This is a genomic window from Baekduia sp., assembly GCF_035685985.1.
Classification (GTDB): domain Bacteria; phylum Actinomycetota; class Thermoleophilia; order Solirubrobacterales; family Solirubrobacteraceae; genus Baekduia.
Map to the genome: position 1 here is coordinate 53,264 of NZ_DASRZV010000017.1, position 14,354 is coordinate 67,617.

The 14,354-nt window shown below is 75.3% G+C and carries 15 protein-coding genes; 9 read left to right on the top strand and 6 right to left on the bottom strand.

The features are described 5' to 3' along the window. Window positions 1–465: 465 nt before the first annotated feature. Window positions 466–1,392, bottom strand: coding sequence for a VOC family protein (locus VFG42_RS09280; protein ID WP_324907589.1), 927 nt, complete (start codon window positions 1,390–1,392; stop codon window positions 466–468). A gap of 132 nt (window positions 1,393–1,524) precedes the next feature. Here VFG42_RS09280 and VFG42_RS09285 point away from each other — a divergent pair, with 132 nt between their 5' ends. From VFG42_RS09285 to VFG42_RS09305, 5 genes are all read left to right on the top strand, one after another. Then, window positions 1,525–1,755 carry an NAD(P)-binding domain-containing protein gene (locus tag VFG42_RS09285; protein ID WP_324907591.1) on the top strand — a complete coding sequence of 77 codons (231 nt, stop codon included), beginning with the start codon at window positions 1,525–1,527 and terminating at the stop codon, window positions 1,753–1,755. A gap of 68 nt (window positions 1,756–1,823) precedes the next feature. Then, window positions 1,824–3,980, top strand: a complete 2,157-nt coding sequence (locus VFG42_RS09290; RefSeq protein ID WP_324907593.1) for a DUF11 domain-containing protein — start codon at window positions 1,824–1,826, stop codon at window positions 3,978–3,980. Between the two features lie 87 nt (window positions 3,981–4,067). Then, complete coding sequence (locus VFG42_RS09295) at window positions 4,068–4,865, top strand: hypothetical protein (protein WP_324907595.1); 798 nt, start codon at window positions 4,068–4,070, stop codon at window positions 4,863–4,865. Window positions 4,866–4,872: 7 nt separating this feature from the next. Further along, window positions 4,873–5,202: a hypothetical protein gene (locus VFG42_RS09300; RefSeq protein WP_324907597.1), complete on the top strand. Its 330-nt coding sequence runs from the start codon at window positions 4,873–4,875 to the stop codon at window positions 5,200–5,202. Next, window positions 5,199–6,626 carry a sigma-70 family RNA polymerase sigma factor gene (locus VFG42_RS09305; protein ID WP_324907599.1) on the top strand — a complete coding sequence of 476 codons (1,428 nt, stop codon included), beginning with the start codon at window positions 5,199–5,201 and terminating at the stop codon, window positions 6,624–6,626. Before VFG42_RS09300 ends, VFG42_RS09305 begins: the two co-directional genes overlap by 4 nt. Before the next feature lie 24 nt (window positions 6,627–6,650). On the opposite strand, the gene VFG42_RS09310 is transcribed toward VFG42_RS09305, so the two are convergent. Continuing rightward, window positions 6,651–7,997, bottom strand: coding sequence for a hypothetical protein (locus tag VFG42_RS09310; protein ID WP_324907601.1), 1,347 nt, complete (start codon window positions 7,995–7,997; stop codon window positions 6,651–6,653). A 96-nt stretch (window positions 7,998–8,093) separates the two neighbouring features. Between VFG42_RS09310 and VFG42_RS09315 the strand changes: the two genes are divergently transcribed. After that, the gene (locus VFG42_RS09315; protein ID WP_324907603.1) at window positions 8,094–8,702 is read left to right on the top strand and encodes a helix-turn-helix domain-containing protein; all 609 of its coding nucleotides are present in this window, start codon (window positions 8,094–8,096) and stop codon (window positions 8,700–8,702) included. 100 nt (window positions 8,703–8,802) lie between these two features. Further along, window positions 8,803–9,720: a nuclease-related domain-containing protein gene (locus tag VFG42_RS09320; protein ID WP_324907605.1), complete on the top strand. Its 918-nt coding sequence runs from the start codon at window positions 8,803–8,805 to the stop codon at window positions 9,718–9,720. Window positions 9,721–9,741: 21 nt separating this feature from the next. Here the strand turns inward: VFG42_RS09320 and VFG42_RS09325 are convergent, their stop codons facing one another. Then, the gene (locus VFG42_RS09325; protein ID WP_324907607.1) at window positions 9,742–10,350 is read right to left on the bottom strand and encodes a biotin transporter BioY; all 609 of its coding nucleotides are present in this window, start codon (window positions 10,348–10,350) and stop codon (window positions 9,742–9,744) included. Between the two features lie 126 nt (window positions 10,351–10,476). Here VFG42_RS09325 and VFG42_RS09330 point away from each other — a divergent pair, with 126 nt between their 5' ends. Further along, window positions 10,477–10,680 carry a hypothetical protein gene (locus VFG42_RS09330; RefSeq protein WP_324907609.1) on the top strand — a complete coding sequence of 68 codons (204 nt, stop codon included), beginning with the start codon at window positions 10,477–10,479 and terminating at the stop codon, window positions 10,678–10,680. Here the strand turns inward: VFG42_RS09330 and VFG42_RS09335 are convergent. From VFG42_RS09335 to VFG42_RS09345, 3 genes are read right to left on the bottom strand one after another with little or no spacing between them, the layout of a single operon-like run. After that, the gene (locus VFG42_RS09335) at window positions 10,677–11,699 is read right to left on the bottom strand and encodes an MBL fold metallo-hydrolase (RefSeq protein ID WP_324907611.1); all 1,023 of its coding nucleotides are present in this window, start codon (window positions 11,697–11,699) and stop codon (window positions 10,677–10,679) included. The two genes, VFG42_RS09330 and VFG42_RS09335, sit on opposite strands and share 4 nt — an antisense overlap. Beyond that, window positions 11,696–12,109 carry a nuclear transport factor 2 family protein gene (locus tag VFG42_RS09340; protein ID WP_324907613.1) on the bottom strand — a complete coding sequence of 138 codons (414 nt, stop codon included), beginning with the start codon at window positions 12,107–12,109 and terminating at the stop codon, window positions 11,696–11,698. The genes VFG42_RS09335 and VFG42_RS09340 overlap by 4 nt, the downstream gene beginning before the upstream one ends. Before the next feature lie 3 nt (window positions 12,110–12,112). After that, window positions 12,113–12,940, bottom strand: a complete 828-nt coding sequence (locus tag VFG42_RS09345; RefSeq protein ID WP_324907615.1) for a sugar phosphate isomerase/epimerase family protein — start codon at window positions 12,938–12,940, stop codon at window positions 12,113–12,115. 65 nt (window positions 12,941–13,005) lie between these two features. On the opposite strand from VFG42_RS09345, the gene VFG42_RS09350 reads away from it, so the two are divergent. Beyond that, entirely contained in the window at window positions 13,006–14,343 is a 1,338-nt protein-coding gene (locus tag VFG42_RS09350) for an SDR family oxidoreductase (protein WP_324907617.1), read from the top strand. Window positions 14,344–14,354: the final 11 nt, after the last annotated feature.

A 14,354-nucleotide genomic window follows, 5' to 3' on the forward strand; every position in this document is an offset into this window, starting at 1 on the left:
TCGTCGCCCGCTGTCTGGCTGACACCGATGACTCGCCGACCGACCATCCTCGTCGACGCGCTGGAGCGAGCGGCCCGCGAAGAACAACATGATGGTGTAGCCCTGGAGCGTGGTCGGCTTCGGCGCCGCGTCCTCGTCAGCCCGGTCGACTCGCCCGCGCGGCGCTTCTCGCCAAGCTTGCGCTTGACCTGACCTCGGGCGACGGAGAAGCGGTCGTGGTGGACGGGGCCGGCGCGTGTCTCGGCATTGACCTAGCTTGGTCGACCTCCAGCGGCTCGGCGACCTGCTGCCTGGTCATCAGCTTCGTCGTCGACGACTCGGACTCGTATCGGTCGGGCGGAGCGGACATGGCGTCCCTCGGTCGACGAGAGGGCGCGGCTCGATCGTGGTCTCGACATGACGCGATCTCCTCGCTCGTGAGACCCCGCACCCCCCCCAGCGCCGCGCCGAGCCTCGACCTGCCCGTCAGGCCGCGACCGTCAGCGCGAGTCGGGTGCCCGATGGGTCGACCACCACCACGTCGGCGCCCTCGACGGTCGGCAGGTGGCCGTGGGCGTCGAGGCGCTGGAGGACGCGGGTGCGCTCGGCGTCGTCGGGCAGGGTGATCGTGACCTGGCGTAGGGCGGCGGCGTCGGCGGGGGGTGGCGAGGCGCCTGGGCTCTCCCAGGTGTTGGCGCCGATGTGATGGTGGTAGCCGCCGGCGCCGAGGAAGGCGGCCTGGGCACCGAGGGCGGCCATCAGGCCGAAGCCGAGGGCCTCCTGGTAGAAGGCGACGGTGGTGCCGACGTCGGCGACCTTGAGGTGGACGTGGCCCATCGTCGTCCCCGTGGGCAGGCCGTCGAAGGGCGTGGCGTTGGGGTCGGCGAGTTCGCCGATCAGGTCGTCGACGTCGAGCGGCAGCGTCGTCATCCGGGCGGCGACCTGGCCCTCCCAGGTCGCGCGCGGTCGGTCCCAGTAGATCTCGATGCCGTGGGCGTCGGGGTCGCTGAGGTAGAGCGCCTCGCTGACGAAGTGGTCGGAGAGCCCGACGAGCGGCACTCGGTCGCGGGCGGCGTGGGCCAGCCAGGTGGCGAGGTCCCGGCGCTCGGGGACCAACAGCGCGAAGTGGTAGAGGCCGGTGTGGCCGGGCGCGGGCCGCGCCGCCGGATGCTCGACGAGCCTCAGCAGCTCCCGGTCGCCGACGCCGAGCGTGGCGCGTCCGGCGCCCCGCTCCAGTGCCGTCAGGCCGATCGCGTCGCGGTAGTAGGCCAGCGAGCGGTCGAGGTCGGCCACCGTGAGGTGCACGGGGCCCATGGTCGTGGCCGGCGAGATCGCCGAGGGGACCGCGGTGCCCGCGGCCTCGAGCTCCTCGGGGTCGGCCGGACCGGTGCTGGGCGCGTTGGGCTCGGTCATCGTGAGGGCCCGATCGTCGCACGCCGGCGTGCCGGCGTCCACGCCGTTCGGGCATCGGTCGCGTCTGCGTGTGCCGGCGATGGGGAACCATGGTCGCGAGGACGCCGGGAGCGAGCTGACGAGGAGGTCGTCATGGGTGGATCGGACCGGTCGGTCGCCGTGTTGGGCACGGGCTTGATGGGAACGGCGATGGCCCATCGGATGCTGGATCAGGGTCTGGCGGTCGTCGTCTGGGACCGCGCGATCGATCATGCGCGGCCGTTGGCCGGGCGCGGTGCGGAGGTCGTCGCGACGGCGGCCGAGGCGGTGCGCGGCGCGCGGGCGGTGATCACGATGTTACCGCTCGTAGCGTCCGGTCACTGACATCCGTTGTTCGATCCGATTTCCTGAGCTACGTAGGATCGTGCGGTCGAACAGGAAGAAGGCTCGCCGTGCGTCCGCTTCGCGTCCTGGTCATCGCGGTCTGCGGTGCTCTGTCGGTCCCGGCTCTGGCCCGCGCTCAGAGCACGCCCGAGCGTCTGGTGACGTTCGTCGCGCGCCAATGCCCGGCCTACACCGACATCGCGGCCAACCGCGCGCGCAACGACATCCAGGAGAGCCTGGAGGATCTCGGCGTCGACAGCGCCTACACGGGCGGCGTGGCCGTCTCGCCGGAGATCGAGAACCAGCAGAACCCCAACTGCCGGCCGCTGCCGGGCTGGTCGTTCAAGCTCGGCAACGGCTACCTGACGCGCGCCGACGTCGGGCCGTGGGGCTCGCTGTCGAAGGTCACCGGGCCGTTCGACACCCCCACGATCGTGACCAAGGACTCCGTGCCGCTGCTCGACCGCAACGGCGACCCGACCGGCACGACGATCGCCGGCGCGGTGACCGTCGCGCTCACCGCCCAGCAGGCGGTGCTCGCGGCGACGCCGAACACGCTGTGGGCGGAGGGCGGCCTGCCGGGGGATCCCGTGCTCGACCTCCAGTACCCCGGGGCCTTCGGGTTCGGCGCGCTGCGCTGCGCGCTGGACTCGCTCAACGGCGACAACGTCGAGTACGTCTCGTACCCGGCCGGCGCTCGTCACGTGTTCTGCTACGCCTACTACGTCACGCCGCCGCCGACGAGCGGGACGATCGTCGTCCGGAAGGACCTCGACGTCCCCGCGGGCAGCGCGCCGCAGACCTTCACCTACCGGGGGAACATCTCCTACACGTCCGACCACACGTTCTCGCTGACCGCGGGACCGGGCCAGGCGGGGTCGGAGACGTTCTACCGCGCCGGCGGCCAGACGTGGTCGTTCACCGAGGACGACCTGCCCGGCTACGCGCGCACGAACCTGACCTGCGCCTCGGCGACCGGCGCGAGCGCGACGACGACCGACGTGGCGACCGGCGCGGCGTCGGTCGCCCTGGCCGCCGGGGACACCGTGACCTGCACCTACACCAACGCGATCGCGCCCCCGCCGCCGGCCGCGCTGGTGATCGCCAAGCGGACGTTCGGCGCGACCGGGACGTTCGGCTTCGGCGTCAGCGGCCCCGAGGCCCGCTCGCTGTCGCTGACGACGACCGACGACCAGGGCGTGGCCGCCGTGGCCGATCCGCTCACGCTGCAGCCCGGCCACTACACGGTGGCCGAGGACCTGCCGGCCGAGACCGCGGCCGGGCGCTGGTCCCTGGACGCCGTCGAATGCGACGGGATCCAGCCGCGCCTGCGCGAGGAGGCCGCGGCCGTCGACATCGCGCCGGGCGCGGGCGCGGCGTGCGTGTTCACCAACCGCTTCACGCCGGCGGGCTCGATCGTCGTCCGCAAACGCACCGACGGCGGGACGGGCCGCGCCGGGTTCGTGATCGCGCCGCTCTCGCGCGTCGCGGCGGCGAGCTACGCGCTCACGGCGACGACGACCCAGCCCGGCGTCCCGGTCCGGGCGACCGGCGACGACACCTCGGCCCTGCCGCTGGGCACCTACGACATCGTCGAGACCGGCCCGACGACGGTCGGCGGCGCGTGGACGCTGGAGTCCGTGGTCTGCGACGGCCGTCCGGTGGGGGCGGCGCAGGGCCGCGCGCGGGTGACGCTGACCAGCGACCACCCGGCCGTCGACTGCACGTTCATCAACCGCTTCGCGCGCGGGCCCGAGCCGGCGAACCCGCAGCCCGAGACGCCGACCCCGGGAGGCGGCGTCCAGGGCCAGGCGGCCGCGAGCCGCCCGCGGGCCGACCTGCACATCACCAAGTCGGTCTCGCCCCGCGTCGCGCGGCCGGGGCAGCGGATCGTGTACCGGATCGTCGTGACCAACCGCGGGCCCGACACGGCCTATGACGTCGTCGGCACCGAGATCGGGCTGACGGTCCGCAAGCCGGTGCGCATCCACGTCACGCGCGGCAGCTGCCGGGCGGTCCGGCCCGTCCGCTGCCATCTGAGCTCGCTGGCGGCCGGCCGGCGCGTGGTCCTGACCGCGGTGACGACCGCGCCGCGCAAGCTCGGCCCGAGCCCCAACCGCGTGGCGGTGGTGACGTCGACGTCGGAGACGCGGCTGAGCGACAACGAGGCGAAGGCGACCGTCGTGGTGCGGCGCGCCCCGCGTCCGCCGGCGGTGACGGGATGAGCGGCCGGCCGCCCACGCCGGGCGGTGGAGGACACTCTCGTCTCCGGAAGGCCGTCACCTCGCGCGCGCCCTCCGGTCATACGCAGCATGAGCGCATCGCACAACCCCTTCCGACGCAGGGCGGCCGCGGCGGTGGTCGCGGCCGTCCTCGGCGTCCCGGCCGTCGCCGCGGCGGCCCCGACGCCGTCCTCCTACGACGCGGGCATCCCGCCCGGGATGGTCGAGCACGGCGTGGTCTCCAGCGTGCTGACCGGCGCGCCGTCGGCATGGAACCACCGCATCGAGTACTGGGTCAGCGCCGACCGCTGGCGCGAGCAGACCACCGACGCCCGGACCGGCGAGCTGCTGGGCGGCCGGCTGCACGACGCCGGCGGGACGACCTGGCTGCAGTACAAGCCGGTCAACGGCGACCCGCGCGTCCTGCACTTCAGCGGCAACGACTCGGTCCCGGGCCCCGGCCTCCCGGCGCCCTACAACCGCGTGCTGGCCGAGACGGGGGTCATGGGCGGCACGGCCAAGTACCCCATCATGGTCACGCTGCAGCCGATCGGGCCGCAGACGATCGCGGGCTTCGCGGGCACGCGCTACGAGCAGCTCTCCAACGGGCAGCCGGGGCAGGTGGCGGTCGGCCACGGGCCGATCCCGGACTCGCACACGATCGTCGTGCTGCAGGACGGCACCTACCAGCCGCTGATGACCGACGCCAGCGCGCCCAACGGCCGCTACGGCCGGATCGACCAGCGCGAGACGCTCGTCTCGCGCGAGACCACGCCGACCGCGCAGGCGAGCGTGCGCCTGACCAAGGAGTCGTTCGCCCGGACGGTCAAGAGCTGGAAGGCCAAGGTGGCGAAGGCCAAGGCCAACAAGAAGAAGCACAAGAAGTAGGACTTCGTTGTCGACCACGTCCATCGCGATCCGCGAGCCCGGCCTTCGTCGCCGGGCTCGCGTCGTGCTCGGGATCGCGCTGACGTGCGGGGCCCTGGCCGTCGCCGCGACGACGGCCGGGGTGGCCCAGGCCGCCCGGGCGGTCACCGCGACGGTCTGCGTCCAGCAGGCGACCCTCTACGAGACGCCGGGTGGCGCGATGGTCGGCATCCTGCACCGCGGCGACCGGATCCGCGTCGTCGGCAAGGGCCCGCACGGCACCTGGTGGCGCGTCGTGGCGAGCTTCGGCACCCGCGGCTGGCTGCGCGGAACCTCGGTCTGCGGGCGTCACCGATGAGCGCCCATCCGACGATGCGTCCGCTGGACCGGATGAGCGACACCGAGCTGGTCGCCGCGCTGCGCGCCGGCGACCCGGACGCGTTCGCCGCGCTCTGCGCGCGCCACGAGCCGCCGCTGCGCCGCTACGCCCGCCACATCCTGCGCGCCCGGCCGGCGATCGTCGACGACGTCGTCCAGGAGTCGCTGCTGCGCGCCCACCACGCGCTGCGTCGCGACGACCGCCACATCGAGGTCCGGCCCTACCTCTACCGCCTCGTCCGCAACTGCTGCCTGGACGAGCTGGCGCGGGTGCGGACCGACTCGGTCCCGCTGCACCTCCTGCAGCCCGGTGAGGAGCCCGCGACCGGCGGCGCCGACGACACCGCGCACGACCGGCTCGAGCGCCGCGACCGGCTCGGCGCGACGCTCGCCGACCTCGCCGCGCTGCCCGAGTCCCAACGCCACGCGCTCGTGCGCCGCGAGATCGACGGCCTCACCCACGAGCAGGTCGCCGCCGAGCTGGGGATCACCGCGGGCGCGAGCAAGAGCCTCGTCTACCGCGCGCGGGAGGCGCTGACGCGCGCGGAGGCGGCCCGCGACGCCCGCTGCGAGGACGTCCGCTTCGCGCTCCTGCGCGCCCATGACGACAAGCGCCGCGCGCCGATGGGCGCGCTGCGCCACGCCGCGACCTGCGCGGACTGCCGCGCGTTCCGGACCGGGCTGAAGAGCGGGCGCCGCGCGCTCGGCGTGCTCGTCCCGCTGCCCCTGCTGCTCGGCGGCGGCGTGCTCGGCGGGGCGGTGCTCGGCGCGTCCAAGCCGGTCGCGGTCAAGACCGCGGCGCTCGGCACGGCCGCCGTGCTGGCGGCGGGCGGGGCCTACGCGCTGGACGCCCACGTCTTCCGGACCGGCGACCCGGCGCCGATCGCGCTCACCGGCGTCGCGCTGCCCGGCGGCCACCTGGCCAAGGGCGCGCCGCTGCCGCCGCGCACCGCGCTGGTCACCCGACGCGTGCGGCTGCCCGCCGCTTCGGCGACGCTGAGCTGCCCGGCCGGGATGCGGGTTGCGGGGCTCGTTCCCGTGCCGGGCGGCACCGGCTCGCACGGGTTCGACGCGACGACGGTCGTCGGCGCGAGCACGACGGCCCGGATCGTCTTCGCCGCGGGCGGGCGCGCCCGGACGGCGGAGGTCGCGATCTTCTGCCGCGTGCCCGACGCGCGCGGGTCGGTCCGCGCGGCGGCGGGCGGGGTGGGCCGGACGCGCGGGCGGCTGGTCGTCCACGCCTGTCGGCGCCGCGCGACGCTGAGCGCGACCCGCGGCGGCCGCGCCGCCGGGACCGTGACCGCGGGCGAGCCGCTGGCCGTGCTGGCCGGGACGCGCGGCTGGCTGCGCGTCCGGACCGACGCGGGCGCCCGCGGCTGGATCCGCGCCGGCGTGGCCTGCTAGGCCCACGTCGGCGCGGCGCCGCCCTCAGGCGGTCGCGCCGGCCGTCGCGGTGCGGTCGACGGGCGCGTAGGTGGTGGCGTCGGTCGTGAACTCCGCGGTGCCGTAGGTCTTCAGACGGCGCTTGAGGACGCGGATCGCGTAGGCGTCGACCGGGCCGCGTAGCAGGGGGAGGCGGGCGGCGGCCTGGACGGCGACGAACCGCCCGAGGACGAACGGCGCGGTCACCGCGACGCGCGCGGCGTCGGCCTTGGTGAAGCGCACGCCCATCTGCGCGGCGCGCCCGCCGCGGCCGAACGTGCGCAGGAAGAAGGCCTTGCTGTAGCTGCGCTCGACGGCGTCGAACGCGCGGTCGCGCGGCGTCCGCCCGACCGGCAGGTAGGCCTCCATCGTCGCGCGGACCAGCGCGCCGCAGGTGTCGTCGTCGAAGCCCTCGCGCAGCACGGCCGCACGCGCGTGCAGCGCGCGCAGGACCCCGTCGACGGTCGTCGGCAGCAGCTCCTCGGGCAGGCCGAGCAGGAAGCAGCGGTAGCGGCCGAACTCGACCAGCGCCCGCTCGCCGGAGGTGAACTCCGTGCGGCCCTCGCGGCGGGCCTTCGCCGCGACGAGGTAGACGTTGATCAGGCCGGCGGGCATCTGGTCGAGCTGCGGGATCGGGATGCCGTAGACGTCGAGGTCCCATCGATCAGAGCGCTTGAGCGCGTTGTAGCGGACCATCGAGTGCATCAGCCGGACCATCGCCGCGGCCTCGAAGCCGGGTCCGAAGCGGTTCAGCGCGCCGGGCAGCGTCGTCACCGCGAAGAAGCTCGAGGTCTCGTTGACGCGGCGCGCCGCCTTGCGGCCGCCGAGCGCGCCGGTGAGCGCCATCGGCAGCGCGGCGTAGGTGTTCATGAACGTCGCGACGAACGCGCCGCGCGTGACGAACGGCGACAGGAACGCGCCGGGGATGCGGGCGTGGCGCGCGCCCTCCTCGACGAGCCCCATGTCGAGCCAGCTCGGCGTCGCCTCCATCGCGGCGACGAACGCGCGCAGCTCCGGCGGGGCGTCGGGGACGGCGTCCAGCCCCTCGCGGCAGGCGCGCAGGAGCATGTCGATCAGGCTCTTGAACGAGCGCGTGGCCATCAGCGAGGCGTAGGGGTCGGCGACGACGTCGCCGAGCATCGTGGCCGTGCTCATCAGCTCGACGAGGCGCTCGTCGGCGAGGATCGCGGCACGGTCGTCGACCCACGCGGGCAGCGCGGTCTCGTCCGTCGCCCCGGTGGCCAGGCGGTAGGGCCGGGCGGTGAAGTCGACGTCGCCGTAGAGCCCCGGCTGCAGGGTGCGCTGGCGGTGGACGCGCTCGGCGAGCGCGGGGAAGTGGGTGCTCTGGGGCATCGCGATCTCCGGCCCGGGCGGTAGGCCGCGGCTCTAAGTTACGTGGTGTAACTTGAGTCGTCAAGCATGGCCACGGCCCCTCGACCCCGCCGCCGGATGCCCGCCGAGGATCGGCGCGAGCAGATCCTCGACGTCGCCCACGCGATCGTCGACGCCGACGGGTTCCACGCCGCGACGCTCAACCGGATCGCCGCCGAGGCGGGCGTCACCCGGACGATCCTCTACCACCGGTTCGGCGACCTCTCCGGGCTGTTCGTCGCGCTGATCGACCGCGAGGCGGCGCGCGCGGGCGCGCAGTTCGCCGCGGCGGTCGCGCCGAGCAACGACGGCGAAGGGGAGGGCGAGGACGACGAGCGCGCGAGCGAGAGCCTCGGCGTCTTCGGCCGCGCCTTCGCCGGGATCCTGCGCGCGATCGACGCCCATCCCGCGACCTGGCGCCTGTTCCTGATCCCGCCCGAGGGCGCGCCGCCGGAGCTGCACGAGCGCCTGGCCGAGAGCCAGGACCGGGTGCGCGCCTACCTCGCCGCCGGCCTCGTCGAGGTCAACCCCGACCTCGCCGACCCCGAGTACACCGCGCACGTCATCCACGGCGCGGGGCGCGAGCTGCTGTGCCTGCGCCTCACCGATCCGGAGCACGCGACCCACGAGCGGCTCCTGGCCCACGTCGCCCGCCTCACGCCGGCGCTGCTGCGCCGGACGGGCTGAGGCCTGAGCCGGCGCGCGCGCCGTCCACGCGCGGAGGCGAGGGGCTCGGCTGCGGCGCCTGCGGGAGGCGGGGCGCAGCGCGTCCGAGATCGAGGCCGAGATGGAGAACGCGCCCGCGCACGAGACCGCGTGGCTGCTCGGCGCCGACGGCGAGGCGCGCGTCGGCGAGGTGCTGCGGGCGTGGGCCGCGACCGAGGGCTTCGCCCTCCTGATCGACGCGACGCCGCGGGGGCGGATCGCGAACGTCGACTTCATCGCGGTGGGGCGCGCCGGCGTCGTGGTCATCGACGTCAAGGCGTGGACCGGCCGCCTGCGGTTCCAGGACGACGTGCTGTGGATCGGCCGGCACGGCAAGAGCAAGGACGTCGAGGGCGTCGAGCGCCAGGTCGAGCAGGTCACCGCCGCGCTGGCCGCCGCCGGCCTGGTGCTGCCCGTCCGGGGGATGTTGTGCATGGCCAACGCCAACGAGGGCCTGCCCGAGCGTGGCCTGGTGCCGCTCGGGTCGGTGGCGGTCGGCGCGCCGGACGAGGTGGCCCGGGCGATCGGCGGCGCCGGGCCGCTGACGGCCGTCGACGTCGATCGCGCGGTCACGGCGCTGTGCGCGGCGTTCACGATGCACGGGCTCATCCCGCGGGCGCCCGCCGCGCCGCCGTCCGCGCCGTCCGGGCCGGGGCGTCGCGCGGCACGACGCCGGCGCGGCGCGATCCCGCGCGCGATCCTGGCGCTGTTGTCCCTGGCGCTCGCGCTGCACCTCGCGGGGGTCCGCATCGGTGGCACGCCCTCGACGCCGTCGTCGACCCCGCGGGCCGCCGACCTGCGACGGGCGCTGCCCGACCTGCGCGCCATGGCGGCGCGGGCCGCGGGTGGGCGGGTGCGTGGCCCGGCCGTCTCCTCGACCGCGGGGCATCTGCGGCTGACGTTCCGGCGTGGCCGCTGCCGGGTCGTCGTCCGCGTCCCGCGTCACGCCGCGGACGTCGTCGCCGGGGCCAGGGTCGCGAAGGGCGCGCGCTGCGGCTGAGGCCGCCGTGCGCGCCGCGGCTCAGCGAACGCGGCGCGCCAGCCGCCAGGCGCTGGGCAGCAGGCCGGCGGCGACGACGGCCTTGACGATCCCGCCCACGACGAACACCGTGAAGCCGTAGTGCACCGCGGTGCCCCAGCCGAGGTCGGCGGAGACCTTCAGCCACGGGACGCCGATGCCGAAGACCGCGAGCTGACCGCCGGCGAAGGTCAGCGCGGCGAGGAGCGGGCGGCGGTCGGCGCCGCGCTGGGCGGCCCAGCCGACGAGGCCGGCCGCGAGGACGAAGCCGAAGAGGTAGCCGCCCGAGGAGCCCCAGACGACGTGGGCGCCCGAGTCGCCCCCGGCGTAGACCGGCAGGAAGAGCCCGACGAGCAGGTAGAGCAGCTGCGACGCGGCGCCGCGGCGGGCGCCGAGCGCCGCGCCGGCGAGCACGACCGCGAGCGTCTGGCCGGTGACGGGCACGGGCGACGGCGGGATCGGGATCGAGACCTGCGCGAGCGCGGCGGTCAGGCCGGCGCCGCCGGCGACGAGCGCGGCGTCGCGGACGCGGGTCCCGCCGAAGGCGTCGGCGAGCACGCCGCCCGCGGTGGCGGCGGCGGTCGGGCGGGGCAGAGCGGCAGCGTGCGACATCGGGCTCCTCGAGTCCATGTGGTTGACGACCGGCGGCGTCAGTATAGCTACCAACCGATTGTTTGAATACGACGCACCGGCAAATTGCCCTTGCATCCCGAACCAACCAACTGGTAGGTATGTGCCATGTGGCTCGGGTCAGACGGGCTGCCGGATGAGCCGGCGGGGGATGAGGTCGTCGTGCGCGCGCACGTCCAGACCGAGACGGTCGCGCTGCCCGGCGCGGTCGCGGCGGCGGTGCGCGGCGTGCCATCGGCCCGCGACGCGGCGCCCACGCCCACGCCCTGGCGCGTCCCCGCGGTCGACCTCGGCGCCCGCGCGGTCGCCTAGCGGCCGGCGGCGGCGCCGGCGCGTCGCCACCCCGGCAGCGCCTCGTCCCGCACGGCCCGGCCGAGCGTCGCGAGGTGCTCCAGGTAGCAGCAGGTCTCCAGGAAGTGCCACACCGCCGAGGCCGGCACGTCGGCGGCGAAGACGCGGCGCGCGACGTCCATCGTGCTGCGCGGCTCGTCGTCCAGCGTGGCCTCCACCAGCGCCATTCGCGCGGCGAGGCCCTCGCGGTAGCGCCCGATGAGCGCCGGGACGTCGGTGATCGGACGCCCGTGGCCGGGCAGGGCGACGGCGGCGTCCAGCGCGGCGACGCGCTCGACCGAGGCCCGGAACGCGCCCAGGACGTCCTCGCCCTCGACGACGTCGCAGAAGCTCACGAAGTCCCGCATCAGCAGGTCGGCGCTGAACACCATGCGCCGCGCGGGTTCCCACAGGGCGACCTGCGACGGGCAGTGGCCCGTGGTCTCGACGACGACCAGCTCGCCGATCCCGGTCGGCACCCGCGTGCCGGCCGCCAGCGCCCGGTGCGGGCGCGGCTGGGGGACCGCGCCCTCGTGCTCCTCCCGCGTCGACGCGCACGCCTCCAGCACCGTGCCGCCGGCGCCCTCGCGCCGCGCGTGCGCCAGCCGCCGCGCGTGGACCTCGTCCGGGCGCTCCAGGACCTCGAAGAAGACGTCGTGGCGCGGGTGCCCCCAGATCGTGCAGCCCGACGCCGCGTGCACGGTCCCGGCCAACCCCATGTGGTCGGTGTGGTAGTGCGTGATCAACAGGTCGTGGACGTCGGACAGCCGCCACTCGACCGCTTCCAGCGCGCGCTCCAGCGCGTCCAGCGCGGTGGGGTGTCCGCCCGAGCCGGTGTCGATCAGCGCGATGCCCTCGGCGTCCTCGATCACATAGGCATTGGCATGGCTGATGTGGTGCCATGGGCTCGGCAGCCGCAGGGCCCACACGCCGTCGGCGATCGGGTGCGTCGTCGTCGCCGCGACGTCGACCGCCCAGTTGGCCGGGGGCACGCCGGTCATGCGCCGGCCCGGTCGAAGCGCAGATGCCGGGAGCGGAACCGCCACCCGTCGGGGGTCTCGACCACGCGGTCCTCGTAGACGCCGGTGCACTCGACCCGCGCGCCGTCGGCGCCCGTGAGGATCAGCGTCATGTACGCCTCGACGCGCGGGGCCGCGCCGTCGTCCTCGAGCGACACCACCACGTTGGTCACCAGATGCCGCGGCTGCTCGCCGCGCTCCGCCCGCGCGCCCCGCGCCGCGCCCAGGAACGCCTCCAGCTCCGCCTGCCCGCGCACCGCGGCCTCCTCGCCGGCGACCACCGTCGTCAGCGTCCCCTCCTCGACGAAGCACGCCACCGCGCCCGCGACGTCGCCCGCGTCATACGTCCACGCGTAGCGATGCAGCAGCTCGGCGATCGCGGCGCTCGCCATCGCTCACACCGCCGCCGGGAGCCGGTCGAGGATCTCGGTCATGTACCGCGCGGCGCGCCGCAGCGCGTCCACGTCGTCCTCGCCCTGGTCGCCGAACAGCTCCAGGTCGAACGGCCCGTCGTAGCCGGCCTCCAGCAGCCGGCCGACGATCCGCTCCAGCGGGATGATCCCGTCGCCCGGCACCGCGCGGTCCAGCGTGCGCGTGCCCGGGACGTAGTCGCTGAGCTGGACGAGGCCGATCGACGGCAGCGCCTCGCGGATCAGGTCCTCCAGCGACGAGTCGGTCCAGCCCGCGTGCACGTCGAGGCACACGCCCGTGCCGGTGGCGCGCGCGGCGGCGACCGTGTCGCGGACGGTGTGCAGCAGGTCGATGTCGGCGAACTGCGGGTTGGTCGTCTCCAGCAGCAGCCGCACGCCGAGCGCCTCGGCGTGCTCGACCACCGGCGCGATCGCGCGGCACAGCCGCCGCGCCGCCTCGTCGAAGTCCAGCGCGCCGCCGGGCCCGGTGGTCGCGTAGACGATCCCGACGCCGAGCGTCGCGGCCGCGTCGAGCGTGCGCCGCACACGCGCCTGCTGGGTCGGCCAGCGGTCGGGGTCCTCCAGCGTGAACATCGCCCGGTGCAGGACGTAGACGACCTCCGCGTCGGACGCCGCCAGCAGCTCGACGCCGCGCTCCCACCCGAGCGCGTGGATCGCGTCGCTCGACACGCCCACGCGGCGCAGCCCGGCCGCGAGCAGGCGGTCCAGCCCCTCGTCCAGCGGGAGGTCGCGCGGCAACGACACCATGTTGGTGACGAGGCGCGGATGGGGACGCAGCTCATCGAGGGACATGCGCCCACCGTATGGCGGCGGCCGCACCGGCGTCAAGCAAACGATTGGTCGGTATCGTCCGCGCCATGGAGACGCTGCGCGAGATCGAGGCGCTGAGGCGCCTCAAGGCGAGCTACTTCCGGCTCGTCGACACCAAGCGCTGGGAGGCGTGGGGCGAGCTGTTCACCGAGGACGCGGTCCTCGACCACCGCGCCAACCGGCCCGAGCCGCTGGTCGGGCGCGCCGAGATCGTGGCCCAGGTGAGCGCCGGCCTGGAGGGCGTGACCACCGTGCACCACGGCCACATGCCCGAGATCGACGTGCTCGACGCGACGCACGCCGAGGGCATCTGGGCGATGGAGGACCTGCTGGTCTACGACGCCGGCCACCCGTCCGGCCTGGCCCGCTGCCACGGCTACGGCCACTATCACGAGCGCTACGTCAAGGGCGCGGACGGGCGCTGGCGGATCGCGCACCTGGTGCTGACGCGGCTCCATCTGGAGCGAGATTTTTCAACCAACCGGTCGGCAGAAAAGGTAACGTCGCGGAGCATGAGCACCGACAGCAGCACGCAGGCGCGCACGGTCGCGGTCATCACCGGCGCGGCGGGCGGCCTCGGGCGCGCCTGCGCGCGCCGGCTGGGGCGCCGGCACGCGCTGGTCCTGACCGACGTCTCGCCCGAGCGCCTGGACGCCGAGGTGGCCGAGCTGGCCGCCGACGGCATCGCCGCCACGAGCGTCCCGGGCGACGTCCGCGACCCTGCCGTCGCGGGCCGGCTGGCCGACGCGATCGGCGAGGGCGACCGCCTCGCCGCGATCGTCTGCGCCGCCGGGCTGAGCCCGCACATGGCCGACTCGGAGGACATCTTCACCGTCAACCTGATCGGGACCACGCAGGTGCTCGACGCGCTGGACCGCCACGTGGGCGAGGGCACGGTCGCCGTCTGCATCGCCTCGATCTCCGGCCACCGCGGCGGCGTGCGCGAGCACGACGAGACGATGGTCGACCCGCTGGCCGACGGCGTCTACGACGCGGTCGCCGCCGCCGAGGGCGACGCCTGGAAGCCCGGGCTGGCCTACGCGGTCTCCAAGCGCGGCGTGATCGCGCTGGTCGAGCGCCTGGCGCGTCCGTGGGGCGAGCGCGGCGCGCGCATCGTCTCGATCTCGCCCGGCCTGATCCTCACGCCGATGGGCCACCTGGAGGCCGGGGCCGGCGACGGCAACGGGCGCCAGCTCGCGGGCCTGTCGGCGCTGGACCGCGGCGCCGAGCCCGACGAGGTCGCCGCCGTCGCCGAGTTCCTGGCCAGCGACGCCGCCTCCTACGTCACCGGCGCCGACATCCGCGTCGACGGCGGCACGGTCGCCGAGCTGGAGCACCACGCGTCGGCCGAGGTCACCGCCGGCTGGCACCGGCCGAGCTACTAGGGCGGTCGCCG